Source organism: Gloeothece verrucosa PCC 7822 (assembly GCF_000147335.1).
In the GTDB taxonomy this organism is placed as follows: Bacteria; Cyanobacteriota; Cyanobacteriia; order Cyanobacteriales; family Microcystaceae; genus Gloeothece; species Gloeothece verrucosa.
Map to the genome: position 1 here is coordinate 540709 of NC_014533.1, position 18832 is coordinate 559540.

Annotated in this window: 7 protein-coding genes; 4 read left to right on the plus strand and 3 right to left on the minus strand. The window is 36.8% G+C overall.

Annotated features, from left to right (window positions below):
• Positions 1 to 50: 50 nt before the first annotated feature.
• The 4 genes from CYAN7822_RS29220 to CYAN7822_RS29235 all read left to right on the plus strand — a co-directional run bounded on the left by CYAN7822_RS29220 (position 51) and on the right by CYAN7822_RS29235 (position 15414).
• Positions 51 to 6545, plus strand: a complete 6495-nt coding sequence (locus tag CYAN7822_RS29220) for a non-ribosomal peptide synthetase (protein WP_013334574.1) — start codon at positions 51 to 53, stop codon at positions 6543 to 6545.
• A gap of 114 nt (positions 6546 to 6659) precedes the next feature.
• The gene (locus tag CYAN7822_RS29225; RefSeq protein WP_013334575.1) at positions 6660 to 9890 is read left to right on the plus strand and encodes a non-ribosomal peptide synthetase; all 3231 of its coding nucleotides are present in this window, start codon (positions 6660 to 6662) and stop codon (positions 9888 to 9890) included.
• 26 nt (positions 9891 to 9916) lie between these two features.
• Positions 9917 to 14581: a non-ribosomal peptide synthetase gene (locus CYAN7822_RS29230; RefSeq protein ID WP_013334576.1), complete on the plus strand. Its 4665-nt coding sequence runs from the start codon at positions 9917 to 9919 to the stop codon at positions 14579 to 14581.
• A 299-nt stretch (positions 14582 to 14880) separates the two neighbouring features.
• Positions 14881 to 15414 carry a hypothetical protein gene (locus CYAN7822_RS29235; RefSeq protein WP_157871981.1) on the plus strand — a complete coding sequence of 178 codons (534 nt, stop codon included), beginning with the start codon at positions 14881 to 14883 and terminating at the stop codon, positions 15412 to 15414.
• A 124-nt stretch (positions 15415 to 15538) separates the two neighbouring features.
• On the opposite strand, the gene CYAN7822_RS29240 is transcribed toward CYAN7822_RS29235, so the two are convergent.
• From CYAN7822_RS29240 to CYAN7822_RS29250, 3 genes are all read right to left on the minus strand, one after another.
• On the minus strand, positions 15539 to 16738 hold the full coding sequence (locus CYAN7822_RS29240) for a hypothetical protein (protein ID WP_013334578.1): 1200 nt from the start codon (positions 16736 to 16738) through the stop codon (positions 15539 to 15541).
• A 14-nt stretch (positions 16739 to 16752) separates the two neighbouring features.
• Entirely contained in the window at positions 16753 to 17862 is a 1110-nt protein-coding gene (locus tag CYAN7822_RS29245; RefSeq protein ID WP_013334579.1) for a polysaccharide pyruvyl transferase family protein, read from the minus strand.
• A gap of 67 nt (positions 17863 to 17929) precedes the next feature.
• The gene (locus tag CYAN7822_RS29250; protein ID WP_013334580.1) at positions 17930 to 18808 is read right to left on the minus strand and encodes a glycosyltransferase family 2 protein; all 879 of its coding nucleotides are present in this window, start codon (positions 18806 to 18808) and stop codon (positions 17930 to 17932) included.
• Between the last annotated feature and the right edge of the window lie 24 nt (positions 18809 to 18832).

Here is an 18832-nt window from a genome sequence, read left to right on the forward strand (position 1 = left end):
TTCTATATTAAAAAATATGAAAATAAAGACCATTAACCAATAATTTCCCCATGCTCAACAAATGTATTCATCATTTATTTGAAACCCAAGTAGAACAAACACCTGAAGCCGCAGCAATAGCTTTTAAAGAAAGAGAATTAACTTACCAAGAATTAAATATAAAAGCAAATCAACTGGCTTATTATTTACAAACATTAGGCATAAAATCTGAGACATTAGTAGGTCTATGTGTTGATAGCTCCTTGGAGATGATTATTGGAATGCTCGGCATTCTCAAAGCCGGAGGTGCTTATGTTCCTCTTGATCCGGCCTATCCCCAGGAAAGATTAAGCTACATGGTGCAAGATTCTCAAATCTCTCTGTTAGTAACTGGAGCAAAATGGTCTAATTTAATTACCAATTATGAGGGAGCAGTAGTTTGTTTAGATAGTCAGTGGTCAGACATTGCCCAATATAGCTCAAGTAATTTAATTAATACAGTAAAACCTAATAATTTAGCCTACATTATCTATACATCAGGTTCAACAGGAAAACCTAAAGGAGTGATGATTGAACATCAGTCCTTAGTTAACTATATTCAGTTAATTATTGATCAATATCAGCTTGTTAAAGCTGAAGGCGTGCTTCAGTTTGCTTCTATTAGTTTTGATGTAGCCGCCGAAGAAATTTATTCTAGTCTTTGTTCAGGTGCTACTTTAGTCTTACGGACTGAAGAAATGATCAGTTCTATCCCCTTATTTGTCAAGAAATCTGAAGAATTAAGTATCAATGTATGGAATTTACCCACTGCTTACTGGCATTTATTAGTTCAGGAATTAATTAACCGTAAAATCGCCTTGCCAAACAGTTTACGATTAGTTATTATTGGTGGAGAAAAAGCCCAGTCTGAAGCAGTAAAACAGTGGTTAAAGAGGGTGGGAACTTTCCCTCAGTTAATAAATATTTATGGCCCAACTGAAACTACAATTGGAGCGACAATTTGTAAGCTATCAGAACTGACAGAAAGTCAACTAAATAGGTCAGAAATTCCCATTGGCAAAAGCATAGGAAATAATATTCAAGTTTATGTTTTAGATGAAAATATAAAAATTTTGCCTACTGAAGTAGAAGGAGAAATTTATATAGGTGGTTTAGGGGTTGCTAGGGGCTATTTAAACCGTCCAGAATTAACAGCAGAAAAATTTATTCAATCTCCCTTTAACCCTTCAGAAAGATTATATAAAACAGGGGATTTAGGTCTATATTTAACGGACGGGAATCTAGAGTATCGGGGACGAATTGATTATCAAGTCAAAATCAACGGTTTTCGGATTGAATTAGGAGAAATAGAAAATTTTTTACGGCAACATCCACAAGTAGCTCAAACCCTTGTTATTGACAGGGAAGATTCTTTAGGAAATAAAAGCTTAGTTGCTTATATTGTTCCCTATTTAGCTGAGGAAAATTTAACCACAAACTTGGAAAAATACCTAACAAATAAACTCCCTAGCTATATGATTCCTAGGAATTTTGTTGTATTAGAAAACTTGCCGCTCACTGTCAATGGAAAAGTTGATCGGAAAGCTTTACCGATACCTTATTTTACTCAAACTGATAGAAAAATTGTAACCCCTCGTAATCCTCAAGAAGAAGCCTTAGCACAAATTTGGTCTAAAGTATTTGGATTAAGGCAAATAGGAGTTAATGAAAACTTTTTCCAATTGGGGGGACATTCCCTAATTGCTGTACAAATTTTATCGAGAATTCGGGATACTTTTAAAGTAGAAATTTCTTTAGAAAATCTTTTAAATAACCCGACGGTTAGTGAATTAGTTCAAGTGATCGCTCAACAACAAAATAAACAGCAAAAATCAAGCTTTACTGAAATTAAGCCTATTCCTAGAGAGGGATATTTACCGGTTTCTTTTGCTCAAGAAAGGGTTTATTTTATAGAACAATTATCTTCCTCAGTAACCGCCTATCAATTTCAAGAAATATTACAGATTAAAGGATATTTAAATATTAGCATTTTAGAAAAAAGCTTAACGGAAATTTTACGTCGTCATGAAATATTTCGTACAACATTTCCTACAATCAATGGTAAATTAGTACAATTGATTCACCCCCCTCAACCGGTTAAGCTACCTGTAATCAACTTGCAAAATTTTTCGGAAGAAGAACAAGCACAAGAAATAGCAAGATTGACTGAGAAATCAATTCATAAACCTTTTAATATTAGCCAATTACCGTTAATCCATTGGACATTATTAAAATTAAGTGATCAAGAATGGGTGCTAATCCATGTAGAACATCACATGGTACACGATGGCTGGTCATTTAATTTATTTTTAAAAGAATTAATCATCCTATATCAAGCTTTTTCAGAAGGAAAACCTTCTCCCTTAAATGAACCTTCAATACAATTTGTAGACTTTGCTCATTGGCAACGAGAATGGGTTAAAACTGAACAAGCACAAACCCAACTCGACTATTGGCAGAAAAAATTAACGGGGATGCCGCCGCTTTTAGAATTACCATTAGATCGCCCACGCCCAACAGAACAAACATACTCAGGGGGAATGATTCGAGTTGATCTCCCCTTAGATATGTGCAAGTCCCTAAGAGCTTTAGGTCGTCAAGAAGGGGTAACACTATTTATGAGTATGTTTGCCGTATTTTTAACCCAAATTTATCGCTATACAGGGCAAGAAGATATTTGTATAGGATCAGGGGTTGCTAACCGACGTTTACGGCAAACTGAAGAATTAATTGGCATGATTGTCAATAATATTGTTTTTCGCACCGATGTTTCAGGTAATCCAACTTTTCGAGAATTATTAAACAGAGTTCGTCAAGTCACCTTAGAAGGTTATGCCAATGAAGACTTGCCCTTTGATAAAGTTGTTGAAATTTTAAAACCAGTTCGTCACTTAAGTTATAATCCCTTATTTCAGGTAATGTTTAGTTTTCATGATGCTCAATTACCTGACCTCAATTTACCGGGATTAAGTATTAAACAAAATGAGGCAGTTAGCAATTCTTCAGCTAAATTTGACCTTGATATTGTAGTAATTCCCCGTTATGAACAACGAGTAAGCTGTCATTCTACTGCCCAAATCAAAAGCAATGAAACTGAAGGAATTACAATGGTTTGGGAATACAATAGTGATCTATTTGATCGCTCTACAATTGAAAGAATGATCACGGATTATCAAACCCTATTAAGTGGCATTTTAGCTAATCCCTATCAACGCCTCTCTCAATATTCTTTATTAAAAGAGGAGCAAAAACATCAGTTATTAGTAGCCTGGAATCAAACTGATACTAAATATCCTGCTGTTAACACTATTCATCAACTCTTTGAGGAACAAGTCAGAAAGAACCCAGAAGCGATCGCCGTTGTTTGTGGGCAAGAAAAAATTAATTACCAACAATTAAATGAAAAAGCTAATCAACTAGCTCATTATTTGCGAACTTTAGGGGTTAAATCTGATGATTTAGTAGGGATTTGTTTAGAGCGATCCCTAGAAATGATCATCGGAGTTTTGGGCATACTCAAAGCAGGAGCCGCCTACTTATCTCTTGATCCTGTCTACCCGAAAGAAAGATTAGATTATATGATGATAGATGCTAAGGTTTCTATTGTTGTCACCTTAGAAAAGTATGCTTATTTAACTAATAATCAAGCCGTAAAATCAGTTTATCTAGATAGCCAAAAAGCGATTATTGAAGAACAAAATACCGCTAATTTTGAGGCAGAAATTGGTACTAAAAACCTTGCCTATATTATCTATACATCAGGTTCTACGGGACAGCCTAAAGGAGTGTTAATTGAGCATAAATCTTTAATTAACTTGACTCAAAGTGCTATTAATCAATATCAAATAAATGTTAAAGATAAAGTTTTACAATTTGCCTCGATTAATTTTGATGCGGCGGCAGAAGAAATTTATCCCTGTTTAAGTAGCGGCGGTACTCTTGTTCTCAGAACAGAAGAGATGATGAAATCTGTGGCTAATTTTATACAAAAATCCCAAGAAAAAGGGATTACTATTTGGGATTTACCTACCGCTTACTGGCATTTATTAGTCACAGAAATAATGCAGGAAAATCTATCTTTACCCCCTTCATTACGGTTAGTCATTTTAGGCGGTGAAAGAGTCTTACCTGAACGGGTAAAAATGTGGCAGGAATACGTCGGTTATTATCCCAAATTAGTTAATAGTTATGGTCCGACTGAGGCCACCGTTGTCTCTACCCTCTATTATCTCCCTGATGCCCCCGTTAAGGGAGGCGAAATTCCTATAGGTAAACCTATCAATAATGTTCAGGTTTATATTTTAGATCAATATTTACAACCCATGCCGCTTGGTGTACCTGGGGAACTTTATATAGGGGGATTAGGTATAGCTAGAGGTTACTTAAACCGCCCTGAACTAACCGCCGAAAAATTTATTGATAATCCTTTTAAAGCCGGCGATAAACTCTACAAAACTGGAGATTTAGTTCGTTATAAACCAGATGGTAATCTAGAATTTTTAGGACGGATAGACTCTCAAGTTAAAATTCGCGGCTTTCGTATTGAACTGGCAGAAATAGAAGCCATTTTAAACCAATATTCTCGAATCAAACAAGCAGTAGTCATCGCTAGGGAAGATCATCCAGGAAATAAACAGTTAGTGGCCTATTTACTAGGGAAGCAAAATCAAGTAACCCTTGAAGAAATTCGCTATTACCTCAAGGAGAAATTACCCGCCTATATGGTTCCCTCTGTCTTTATTTTCTTAGACGAGATTCCCTTAACACCCAATGGAAAAGTCGATTATAAAGCTCTACCAATTCCTGATAAAACTCTGTCTTATACTCAGGATATTACTGTTCCAACCAGCCAAACTGAAAAACAATTAGCCAGCATTTGGGCTGAAGTTTTAAGGCTGCAACAAGTGGGCATTCATGACAATTTTTTTGAACTAGGGGGCGATTCAATTATTAGTATCCAAATGATTTCTAAAGCGAATCAGATGGGGATACAGTTAATTCCTAAACAGCTTTTTCAGTATCAAACCATTGCGGAATTAGCCACTGTGATTGGAACCAGTCAACAAATTGAAGCTAATCAAAATGTTGTTACAGGAATTCTACCATTAACGCCTATTCAGTGTTGGTTTTTTGAGCAAAATTTAGCTGAAACACACTTTTTCAATCAATCCGCTTTAATAGAAGTACCAGCTACCTTAGACCCAGACTTATTAAAAGGAGTTTTACAGCAATTACTCAGTCACCATGATGCGTTACGGTTACGTTATGAAGAAAAAAATGGTCAGATTCAGCAAATTAATGATGGCCTCAATGAAATTGTTCCCTTAAGCGTTATTGATTTATCTCATCTGTCTACCAACGACCAAGCCGCCGCTATTAACCGTTATGATTCTGAGTTACAACGGAGCTTAAATTTGACATCAGGAGAAATTGTTAAAGTCGCCTTATTTAAATTAGGTAATCAACAAGCAAATCAATTATTAATCGTCATTCATCATTTAGCGGTAGATGGTATTTCCTGGCGGATTTTGCTAGAAGATTTAACCACTGCTTATCAACAAATTAGTCAAGATCAAGCCATTAAATTACCGCGCAAAACCACTTCTTTTCAAGATTGGTCAAAACGGCTAGTTAGCTATAGTCAATCTGATAAATTAAAACACGAGTTAAGTTATTGGTTATCTCAATTCCCAACAAAAATACAGCCTTTACCTGTAGATTATAACCCCGAACAAGATGTAAATTTATTAAGTTCAGCTAAAGCGACTAACTTGTCCTTAACAGAAGAAGAAACGCGAGGATTATTACAAGATGTTCCCAGTGCTTACAATACTCAAATTAACGATATTTTGTTAACTGCGTTAGTGGAAAGTTTTGGTCAATGGACGGGGGAAAATGCCTTATTAGTTGACTTAGAAGGACATGGACGAGAAAACTTATTTGACGATATAGATTTATCTCGCACTGTCGGTTGGTTTACCACTTTATTTCCTCTAAAATTGGAACGGAGTCAAACAGGTAAACCCCAAGAAACATTAAAAACTGTTAAAGAACAATTACGTCATCTACCCAATCATGGTATTAGTTATGGTATCCTCAGATATCTATCCAAAGATAAAGAGGTAATATATAATTGTGAACAGTTAATAAAGCCCCAGGTCAGTTTTAATTACTTAGGTCAATTTGATCAGGTACTATCCGCTACCGGGGTCTTAGGAACAGTCAAAGAATGGAAATCCGATCACACTTCTTTAGGCTATCGTAGTCATCTTTTAGAAGTTAGTGGTCTCATTCATTCTCACAAATTGGAAATACAATTTGTTTACAGTGAAAATATTCATCGTTTAGAAACTATTGAACAACTCGCCAAGCAATTTATGAAGATTTTGAGAAATTTGATTGTTCACTGTCAAGCGATTGAAACGAAAAGTTACACTCCTTCTGACTTTGCAGCCGCTCAAATTAGCCAGCAACAGCTTGACAAATTTCTGAACAAAATAGCTCAAAAGCAATCGAGAAAAAAATAGCGAAATGAGCAATAGAGTCTAACTCCTTTTAATTGCTATCTTATTTTAGTCAACAACAAGCTGATAAATTTTTGAGCAGAATAAACCAACCCCAAGAGAAAAAGAGGTATTCAAATGAACAATATTGAAGATCTGTATGAGCTTTCGCCCATGCAGCAAGGAATGCTGTTTCATAGTCTTTATTCCCCTGAGTCGGAAGTTTATTTTGAGCAGCTAATTTGCACATTAAAAGGAAAATTAAATTTGTCGACTTTCCAAGAAACTTGGCAAAAAATCGTAGCTCGTCATCCTGTTTTACGTAGTTCTTTTTATTGGGAAGAAATAGAAAAACCCCTGCAAATGGTCAATCGTCAGGTAGAATTATTCTGGAAAATTTATGATTGGCAACATTGGGATCACGAGCAACAAAAAAGTCAATTAGAAATCTTTTTAAAACAGGATCGCGCCAAAGGAATAGCATTAGATGAAGCTCCTCTAATGCGTTTTACAATTATACAATTAGACAGCGATACTTATCAATTTATTTGGAGTCATCATCATATCTTATTTGATGGCTGGTCAATGCAAATTATTTTGCAAGAAGTTTTTGACTTATACGAAGCTTATCAAGGGGGCAAATCTTTAACTTTAAAACCCTGTTATCCTTATCGGGAGTATATTCAATGGTTACAACAACAGGACAACAGTAAAGCTCAAAAATTTTGGCAAAATAAATTGCAAGGTTTTGAAGCCACCACCCCGATAGAAATTGATAAATTACCCGGTCAGAAAACCTCTCAAGTTGCCTATCATCAAATACCCTTTAAATTACCTTTAGAAATCTCGCAAAAATTAGAATCTTTAGCAAAAAAAAATCATTTAACCCTCAATAATATAGTGCAAGGTGCATGGGGATTACTGCTGTCTCGCTACAGTGGAGAAAGTGACGTTATTTTTGGTGCTACAGTATCAGGTCGTCCTAGTAATTTGCCGGATGTAGACAAAAGAGTTGGGTTATTTATTAATACTTTACCCATTCGCTTAATAATTTCTGAGCAGATGGCATTAATTCCTTGGCTGAAGGAATTACAATCTCAACAGCTTGAACAAGAACAATATGCTTATTATTCTCTAGCAGACATTCAAAAAAACAGTGATATTTTGCCTGGTAAGCCTTTATTTGAAAGCATTTTAGTTTTTGAGAATTACCCTGATTATCCCGAAGAGGCTGCAAACAAAACTTTAAGAATTACTGACCTGTATTGTTTTGAAAGAACCAATTATCCTATAACCCTCGTCGTTAACCCTGACTCAGAATTATCAGGACGAATTATTTATGATAGCAGTCGTTTTGCGCCCGAACCCATTGAGCGTATGATAGAACATTTTCAAAATTTATTAACAAGTATTGCTGAGAATCCCGAACAGCCAGTCGTCCTCATTCCCTTTTTAACGCCGCAAGAGCAACAGCAATTACTCAAAGATTGGAACGATACCCAGGTTGATTATGCCTACGATAAATGTATTCATCAGTTATTTGAGGAACAGGTCCAGCGTACACCAGATGCAGTAGCAGTGGTGTTTGAAAATGAACAATTAACATACCAAGAATTGAATCATCGTGCTAATCAGTTAGCACATTATTTGCAGTCTTTGGGAGTAGGTGCGGATGTATTAGTAGGGGTGTGCTTGGAACGTTCATTAGAAATGATAGTGGGACTACTTGGTATTCTCAAAGCCGGCGGCGCTTATGTTCCTTTTGACCCACAATATCCAATAGAGCGCTTAAAATTTATGCTTGAAGACACTCAGGTGAAAGTGCTACTAACTCAAGAAAAATTAGTCAAATCTTTGCCTCAAAATCACGTACATATTATCTGTTTGGATACTGACTGGCAAACAATATCCCTGGCAAATCAAGATAATCTCAATACCCTAGTTAGTGGAGAAAACCTGGCTTATGTAATTTACACCTCTGGTTCTACAGGAAAACCTAAAGGAGTAGTTGTAACTCATCAATCTGTAAATAGACTTGTGTTAAACACTAACTATATCCAGTTAACAGTTGATGATTGCATTGCACAAGCAGCAAACATTGCTTTTGATGCTGCTACATTTGAAATTTGGGGAGCATTACTTAACGGAGCAAAGTTAGTAATTATCAATAAATCTGTATTACTTTCGCCGTCAGAATTTGCTTTCAATATTAGCTCCCAAAAGATTAGTGTCTTATTTTTAACAACAGCTTTATTCAATCAGCTTGCTAGTTTTGTACCTAAAGCATTTAGTTCTTTAAGATATTTATTATTTGGTGGGGAAGCGGTTGATCCTAGGTGGGTACAAGAAGTTTTGGACAAAGGCGCTCCAGAAAAACTGCTTCATGTTTATGGACCCACAGAAAATACTACTTTTTCTTCTTGGTATTTGGTAGAAAACTTATCAACTACAGCGACAACTATTCCCATTGGCAAACCTATCACTAATACCCAAATTTATGTTTTAGACAAGTATTTACGCCCTGTTCCTGTAGGTATTCCAGGCGAATTGTATATTGGTGGTTTAGGATTAGCACGAGGGTATTTACATCAGCCAACATTAACTCAAGAAAAGTTTATTACTAATCCCTTTAGCTTGGGAGAAATCCTTTATAAAACAGGAGATATAGCTCGTCGTCTTCCTGATGGTAATTTGGAATTTGTAGGCAGGATAAATAATCAAATAAAAATTCGAGGCTTTCGTATTGAATTAGAAGAAATTGAAACCGTTTTAGTCCTACATTCTGAAATAAAACAAGCTGTGGTTACTTTACGAAAAAATTCTTTAGGAGAAAAATATTTAGTTGCTTATATCATTGCTAAAAATTCCCAATTAAGTCCTAAAATAGTACGGAATTTTCTTATGCAAAAATTGCCAGATTATATGATTCCTAATGACTTTGTTTTTTTAGACGCTTTTCCCCTTAATACTAATGGTAAAATTAACCGGCAAGATTTACCAAATCCCAATCCACAGCAGAGACAAACCTGGGTAGAATTTGTTGAACCTTGCACAGAAATAGAGCAGGAAATAGCAACTATTTGGTTAAAGGTTCTTCGCTTAAATAAAGTGGGAATATATAATAACTTTTTTGAATTAGGGGGACATTCTTTACTCGCTACTCAAGTTATTTCTCGGCTAAAAGAAACATTTGAAATGGAATTGTCTTTCCGTTATTTTTTTGAGAATCCGACCATTGCTCAACTAGCTGAAAAAATTGTTATCCAGCAACTTGAAGAGACAGAAATTGATGACATAGATCAAATGTTAGAAGAAATAGAACAATTATCTGAAGAAGAAGTTGTTCAACAATTATCTCTTGAAATTTAAATAAAACAACCTAACCCTTTTTTAAGATGAGTGATATTTTACAAAAACTAGAAAAGCTTTCGCCTGAAAAGCGGCAATTAGTTTTACAAAAACTAAAACAGCAACAAGGCAAAAAATCAAATAATAAGGAAAAGCTAACCCTAATTCCTAGATCAAGAGAAGAAAATATTCCTCTTTCTTTTGCTCAAACTCGCCTTTGGTTTGTCCATCAATTAGAAGGAGCAAGCGGCGCTTACACCATAGAGCGAACTCTCCGTTTGCAAGGTAAATTGAATCTACAAGCCTTAGAACAAGCTTTTCAGGCTCTTATACAACGCCATGAACCCCTACGGACTCAGTTTAAAATTAAAAATAATCAACCTATTCAGGTGATCGCCGCTAACGTCACCTTCCAATTACCTGTCATTAATCTGCAACATCTGAGCAACCCTGAGCAAGAAATCACCCATTTATTAGCAAAAGCTGTCTGTGAACCCTTTGATCTAGCTAATGGTTCGGTTCTCCGAGTCAAACTCTGGCAAGTGGCAACCGATGAATACATCTTGCTCATTGCTATACATCATATTGCGGCAGATGGTTGGTCAATGGGGATATTAATCCGTGAACTAGCCGCCTATTACCAAAGTCATTGCATGGGTGCAACTGCTGATTTACCTCCTTTACCGATTCAATATGCTGATTTTGTCTCCTGGCAGCGTCAATGGTTCACCGGTGAAGTGCTAGAGCGTCAATTGAGCTATTGGAAACAGAAATTAGCCACTATTCCCCTACTGCATCAATTACCAAGCGATCGCCCTCGCCCCGCCACTCAAAGTTTTTCCGGGGGAACGGAACTATTTCAATTAGACCGGGAACTGACTGAACAACTCAAACAACTGAGTCAGCGAGCCGGTTGTACCCTCTTTATGACCCTTTTAGCCGGATTTGCGGTGTTGTTGTCCCGTTATAGTGGGCAAGATGATATTGTGATTGGCTCACCGATCGCTAACCGTAACCGGACTGAAATTGAAGGGCTAATCGGCTTTTTTGTCAATACCTTGGTTTTAAGGTTTTATCTCTCGAAAAACCCTAGTTTTGAGGAATTTCTGATACAGGTTAGAGAAACGACTCAAGAAGCTTATGATCATCAGGATTTACCTTTTGAGATGTTAGTCGAAGCCTTGCAACCTGAACGGCATTTAGACCGTCATCCCTTAGTACAGATTATTTTTGCCTTCCAAAATGCCCCCTCAGCATCTTGGGACTTGCCGGGGGTAAGGGTGGAAAAAATCGAGACAGGGTTAGGGTTAGACTCCCTATCCCTCGATCTAGAGATTCATCTTTCTGAAGTAGGCGGCACTATCGAGGGTTACTGTTGTTATAGCCGCGATCTTTTCGACGGAGAAACTATTAGCCGTTTAATGACCCATTTTCGCAATTTATTAAAAAATATTGCTAAAAATCCCCAACAATCCGTCGCTCTGATTCCCTTCCTAACGTCGGACGAGCAACAGCAATTATTGAAAGATTGGAACAATAATAAAAAAGATTATGGTTGCAATCAATGTATTCATCAACTGGTGGAAGAACAAGCCGCCCTTAATCCCGAAGCGATCGCTCTAGTTTTTGAAAATCAATCTCTCACCTATCGCCAACTGAACGAAAAAGCAAACCAATTAGCTCATTATTTGCGGGAAATGGGCATTAAAACCGAAACGCTGATAGGTCTATCTATAGAACGTTCTTTAGAGATGATTATCGCTCTCCTGGGCATTCTAAAAGCCGGAGCCGCCTATCTTCCCCTTGATCCTGAATATCCCCCAGAACGTTTACATTTCATGCTAGAAGATAGTCAAGCGTTTCTCCTACTAACCCAGGCTTCATTATTAGAAAAATTACCAAATAATCAAACCAAAATACTTTTACTAGCAGAAATTTGGCCAAGAATCTCCTCTTATAGTCAAGAGAATTTGACCGGAGTTGTAGAAGCCGCTAACCTAGCCTATCTTATTTATACATCGGGTTCCACAGGCAAACCCAAAGGCGTGATGGTAGAACATCGAGGCGTTTATAACCTTGCTCAAGCCCAAATAGAAGCCTTTTCCGTAGAAAAGAACAGCCGCGTTCTCCAGTTTGCCTCCTTTAGTTTTGATGCTTGCATTTCAGAAATATTAATGGCTTTAGGTTCAGGGGCGACTCTTTATCTAGCTTGCAAAGATGCTATCATGCCGGGACAGCCTTTAAATGATTTTTTGCGGCAACAAGAAATTACCCATGTCACCCTACCCCCATCGGTTTTAGCCGCCTTACCCGTTGAGACTTTACCCGCATTACAAAGCCTGATCGTAGCAGGAGAAGCCTGTTCTCTCGAACTTATGAAACAATGGTCAAGGGAGCGAAACTTTTTTAATGCTTATGGACCGACGGAAGCAAGCGTCTGTGCTACGATCGCCCAATGTACCCCCAATGACGCTAAAGTGACCATAGGTTGTGCGATGGCTAATGTTCAGGTTTATATTTTAGATTCCCACCTTCAACCCGTACCCATAGGGGTCATTGGCGAAATTCATATCGGTGGGGTAGGAATTGCTCGGGGTTATTTAAACCGCCCCGAATTAACTCAAGAAAAATTTATCCGAGATCCTTTCAGTAATAATCAAGCTAGACTTTATAAAACAGGCGATTTAGGACGTTATTTAGCCGATGGTAAAATTGAATATTTAGGACGCATTGACCATCAGGTAAAAGTACGCGGTTTTCGGATTGAATTAGGAGAAATTGAAGCCGCTTTATTGAAACATCCTTTCGTAAAAGAAGCAGTAGTTATCGCCCGAAGTGATTATACAACTGTTCAGCATGACTCTAAACTAAATACTAATCTTATCGCTTATTTAATTCCTGCCTTTTCTGCTCAGGTTTTAGCTGAACAACTCGCCCAAGTACGGGAGTTTATTCAACAACAACTGCCCGGTTATATGGTTCCCCAAGAGTTTGTACTGCTCGATGCTTTCCCCCTAACCTCTAATGGCAAAATAGATCGGAGAAAGCTACCAACTCCTGATAAAAATACTCGTCATTTGACAGAGCGCTTTTTAGCTCCAAGTAGTCCTATTGAAGTCCAGATGGCGGAACTTTGGAGTCAAATTTTAGGGATTGAACCCATAGGAGTAGATGATAATTTCTTTAAAATTGGTGGTCATTCTCTTTTAGCAACCCAATTAGTTACCCGTATTCGTGACCAATTTAAGCTAGATTTACCCCTAAAAAAAATCTTTGAATATCCAGTCCTTAAAGATTTAGCGAATTATTTATGCTGTAATGAATCGGCAGATGTGGCAAAAGATCAAGAAATAATATTAGAAGATATTCCCCGTCGGCCAGAAAATAGCCCTAAAAAGCTTTCTTTTGCTCAACAACGTTTGTGGATATTAGAGCAAATAAAAGGCCCTTCTCCCATTTATAATATGCCGATTGCCTTAGAATTAAAAGGCGACTTAAATATTGAGGTGCTTTCTCAAAGTTTAACCTATATTGTCAATCGCCATAGTAGTTTACGAATGTATTTTCCTTCGGTGAACGGTCAACCTGAAACTCAAATTAAAAGAATAGAAAAACTGAGCATTTTAAGCCTAAAAAATTTACAAAATTTAGATCAAAATACTCAATTTTTAACTGTCCAACAACTTATTGATTTTCATGCTTTAGAACCGTTTGATTTGAAGGTAGGGCCCTTATTTAAAGTTAAGTTGTTACAACTCCAAGCTAAAAAATTTATTTTATTAATTAATATGCACCATATTATCAGTGATGGCTGGTCTATGGCGATATTTATGCGGGAATTAAATCATGCTTATAATGCCTTTTTTCAAGGTCAAAAACCATCCCTTCCGTCACTACCTATCGAGTATACTGATTTTGCCGCTTGGCAACGTGAGCGCCTAGAAAAAGGAACTTTAGAAACCCAAGTTAACTATTGGAAAAATCAACTTAAAGATGTTCCTCCCCTAGATAATTTATTGATAAATTGTCCAAAATGTGCTAATGAGAATCAGGAGGGTAATTCTTATATTCATAATTTAAACCCTAAATTAACAGAAAAATTAAAAACCTTAAGTCAGGAACAAGGCGTTAGTTTATTTATGGTTTTATTAGCCGCTTTTAGCCTTTTACTTTCCCGTTATAGCGGTCAAAATGATCTGTGTATTGGTTCTCCCATCGCTAATCGCACCCATAGCCAAACTGAAGGCTTAATCGGCTTTTTTATTAATATCTTAGTTATGCGAAGTAAAATCAATCTAGAAGAAAGTTTTATTGAATTATTGCAACAAACTCGACAAACTTGCTTAGACGCATACTCTCATCAAGAAATTCCCTTTGAGTATATTGTAAAACTTTTACACCCAGACTGTAATCTAACTTATAATCCCTTCTTTAAAGCGCTGTTGGTGTTACAAAATATTAAAGGATTAGAGCAGGGATTTAGTTTACCAGACCTGAATATTCAACCTTTAGAACAGAATTATTCTTTTGCCAAATTTGACCTACTGCTTGATATTTCCGAACAAGAAGATCAACTACGTTGTGGGTGGGTAGGTGCCAAGAATTTATGTGAAGTTGAAACCCTTCAACAGATAGCGGCTCATTTTGTAGTTTTGTTAGAAGAAATTGTAAATAATTCACAACAAGCGCTTAAGTACCTAGACATTCATTAAAGTTAACTGTTTGGCAAGGGAACACCGGATCTGAGAACAGGAACGAGCCTTGTCTAGAGGGACTTTTAAAGATTTTTGAAGCCGCTTTACTGGTTTGTACGTACCCCTAACCGTTCCTATGGCTCTATATATTATGGGGTCGTTGTGGGGTTTTTCGCTCATGTATACAAAACCGCGTAGGCAATTAAGACAACGAAATTTTTTTTGAGGAAATTTTGGGAATAAGCCATGAAGAGCTTGTTGTAAGAAATATAAGGATAACAATCCAGCTTACACCCTATTACTTTCAATAAAGAAATATGCTAGTTAAATCTCAAAGTTTATCTATAATTCGGATGGTTGCTATTGGCTGTTTATCTGCAACAGTTCTTATCAGTACCTTTGATGTTAAGAGTGCTAATGCTGGAAACCGTTTTGGCCGAAATCATAGTGAAAATTCTCACAGTCGCGGTTCGGGAAGTTCCCATAATGGGGACCATCATCCCAGTTCAAGAAATTCTCATGATTCCCACGACGATTGGGACAATTCTAGTAATTCGGGCCATCATCCTAATTCGAGAAATTCTCATGATTCCCACGACGATTGGGACAATTCTAGTAATTCGGGCCATCATCCTAATTCGAGAAATTCTCATGATTCCCACGACGATTGGGACAATTCTAGTAATTCGGGCCATCATCCTAATTCGAGAAATTCTCATGATTCCCATGACGATTGGGGCAATTCTAGTAATTCGGGCCATCATCCCAGTTCGAGAAATTCTCATAACTCCCACGATGATTGGAACAGTTCTAATGAACCCTCTCGTGATAGCCGTTCCCGCAATTTCTAACATAGATAGCTAATAAAAAGCCAAAATTGATTTGTTTGCTGCTCACAAAGCTAGTTTGGAGTACATTTGGGGCTAGATTTTGTTTAAGTCCCATTAGTAATGATGTTTATGCTTGTGGAAGATGTCAACGAGATGAACCTGCAAGAGAATTCATTCTGGCACACCGTAAACAAGTGTATGGATGAGTAGCACACAAAGGTTGTTCTTCTGTAACGGCATTAGCGATCACAAATTCTCGTAAAATTGTCACCCAAGAATCTGATAAAGAAGCCGCTTGTGCAAAAGCTAAAATAGGAGCATATTCAATTAAAAGATCTTTTTTCAAAACCCTAGAAATTTCTTCATTAGTAACATCATTATCAAAACAGGGCGGTAAATCAAGTCCTAACACTCGAAAAGTAAGAATAGCTTGAACGCATTTTTCACAATACCCACAGTTACGGTCTTTTTGTTTTCCTTCCCAACAAACTCTGAGGTTTTCTAACGCTTCTGGCCACTGAGCAACTAGCTCAAGTTTAGCGGGACGAGAAAAAGCGCCTCCATCATGAAATATATTAAAAGAATCGCTTGACAACAAAGGATCAGTCAAAGGATTTGAACCCCAACCCCAAGATATATCAATGGCATTATAAGGATCAGAACTCGGAATTAAACCAATAGAATAGCCGCCCTGTAATAGCATTAAACCAGAAGCAACAGCCGCGCCGTGAACATCCTCCCAAATTTTTGATTTTCCCAGAAATTCTCGAAAGTTAGTTTTCATGGTAATTAGCTCTAAACCCAGACTGTTGAGCATTAATTTGGACTTTTGCGCCGCTCGCTCAAAAGCTTCAGATTCAGACAGAGGAATATCAAACCCTTGCACCATCAACCCTGCTTGTAGAGGGCGCTGACTCCTGCCGCATTTTCCTTGACTATGACGAAAGGCCGTAAAGCAACTATCTAAACCCCCTGAGAAAGCAGAAATAGCTTTTTGAGGTCTATCGGTTATCAAAGGTTCTCGTTCAACTTCTGCGGTCATTGCGACTGGCCGGTAACGATTTGGCCGCCAGCATGACCAGACTGCTTGAAATTCCTCTAGATTTCGTAACAAAGAGGGGGAAACCTCTCCATGAATCACTAGGTCAGTTTTTTGACTCATGGCAAGAAAAATTACAGCCGCCACAAAGGGATCACAGTTTGGAGTCAGTAAAGAACTATGCTCTGCTGGTATTTGATAGCAAAGAATATTTTTATTGTTATCTGGAGTTTCAATGGTCACACTAACGGTAGTTATGCCATCAGTTTCGACTGTTGATTCTGGCCAAAGATGAGTTTTAGTCATGATTTAATTTCCTTTTAAGATAAATTATGAAAATATTGACTTGATTTGTCTAATAAATACTCCGCAGCCTGATTAATTTCTGAAGAATCTTTAACAAATCTACAAAATGAAACTTCATGAGTCCAGCTTTCATAAAATGACTGATTTTTATGATAAGAGTTAGCGAGAAAAATGTGAGGAATACCTAAAATAACACAAAGAATATGCCCATGTAAGCGATTTGTAATAATCATTTTATGTTGTTTAAATTGATAAATACCACAGTGCATTATTGCCCAAGAAATACGATGATGATTACAATTATAAAGGCTATTAAAAATTACTGGGTATGAATTAAATATTGGCTGTAGCTCTTTCAACATAAACTCTAGTTCATTAGTTAAACCCATAACTTGACCACCAGTTATAGCATTGACTAGGTTTGATTCGCAAATCTTCCAAGGTCTTCCTAATTGGTAGGAAACCCAATCAGCTTGAACAACATTTGATAGAGTGAAAATAGGTGCTGATGAAAAATCTTTATTCAGTTCTTCGTCAAAGCGGCAATGATACAAAATAGAAGAAGATTGACCATAATTAAGAGAGGTTAAATAAGATGTATTCGCCAATTGAAACGCTATATCAGTTGTTTTAAATATCTGACAGTTACTAAAATATTTTAGCGCAATTTCATAGCTCTGATTTTCTCGTGTAAATAAAGTTAAATTAGGATGAGAATTAAAAATATCAGCCGCTTGTTTTAAATTCTCCTGATTTTGAAAATAAATGCTTTGCGGCATAATGATAATGGGGCGATCACGATATTTAGCAATCACATATTCCCTAAACTCTTGATGATTTTTCCATAAATCCCCTAAATTACCGCCTCCTTGAAAAATAATCGGTATTTTACCGGCTTTTTTTTCCATTTCTTCATCAGAAAAATCGTAGATGCTGGCGGCAGTATAGCGGATTTTGGTCGGGCAAGCTTCGGTTAAATAAGAAATCTCTCCTAACCAAATTAGATGATCTCCAATATTATGATAATCAGGAAAATTGAGGAGACAGCACTCAGTTAATGAGCCAATTTGAGTTAAACTTTGGTGTAAATTTGTTTTGAGTTTTTCTGCTACAGAATTATTCATTACTTGACCTGATTTAGTTAGAGAAATTATTTTTTTGATTTATGTTTTTAAAGTTTAAGCTAAAAAATTATTTGACATTTTTAGAAAAACTCGCTCTTAAAAAACCATAAGACCAGAATAAACGATAAATAGGGACTCGTAAAAGCCAAAATTTTCTCTTCTTATTTTTAACAATAAAACAAAAATCAGCTAAGACTGATGTCGCCCAATTTTTGATAACATAAAACCGACCTACTCGAAGTTGATAAATCGACTGAAGTCCTATTATTTCTTTATAAATTCTGCGATAGACTTTGAGCAAAGATTCGTTATGCGAATGATAAACGGCGGCTGAAGGTTCATAAATAATTTTGTAGCCCATCTTTAACATTGTTACTGCCCACTCTCGGTCTTCGCAAGCCGGTAAAATTTCATCAAAATTATGCTTTTCCCAACAAAGACGGCGAATCGCAGAATTAGCATTAGAAAAAGAATGTTCTTTGATATTATCTGGATCTGTCTGAATTCGTATCTCGTCTTTGTAACACATTAAATGATCTCGCTCAACTGTTGGCCAAGCATCGGGTTGAGGTAGCTGTTTACCATAAACACCCGCCACTTTTTGATCATCAAAATGTTTAACCATATTTTGTAACCAGTGCTGATCGTAGGGAAAAGCATGAGCGCTCAATAAGAGAATGATCTCTCCTGTAGCCGCTTTAAAACCAATGTTCAAAGAACCACCAAATGTAAATTCCTCTGGAGAAATTTGAATGAGTTTAATGTCACTTCTTTGCTTGACAATTTCCACTGTTCCATCTGTAGAACCGGAATCTACTACAATAATCTCATTAGGTTTGATTGATTGATTATTCAGAATATCTAAAGTTTTTCCTATATATTTAGCTTCATTTTTGGTACGAATCAAGATGGTAGTTGTGGGACTTGTACAAATATCATTTACCATGAGCAAAACCTTGTAAGTAACTGG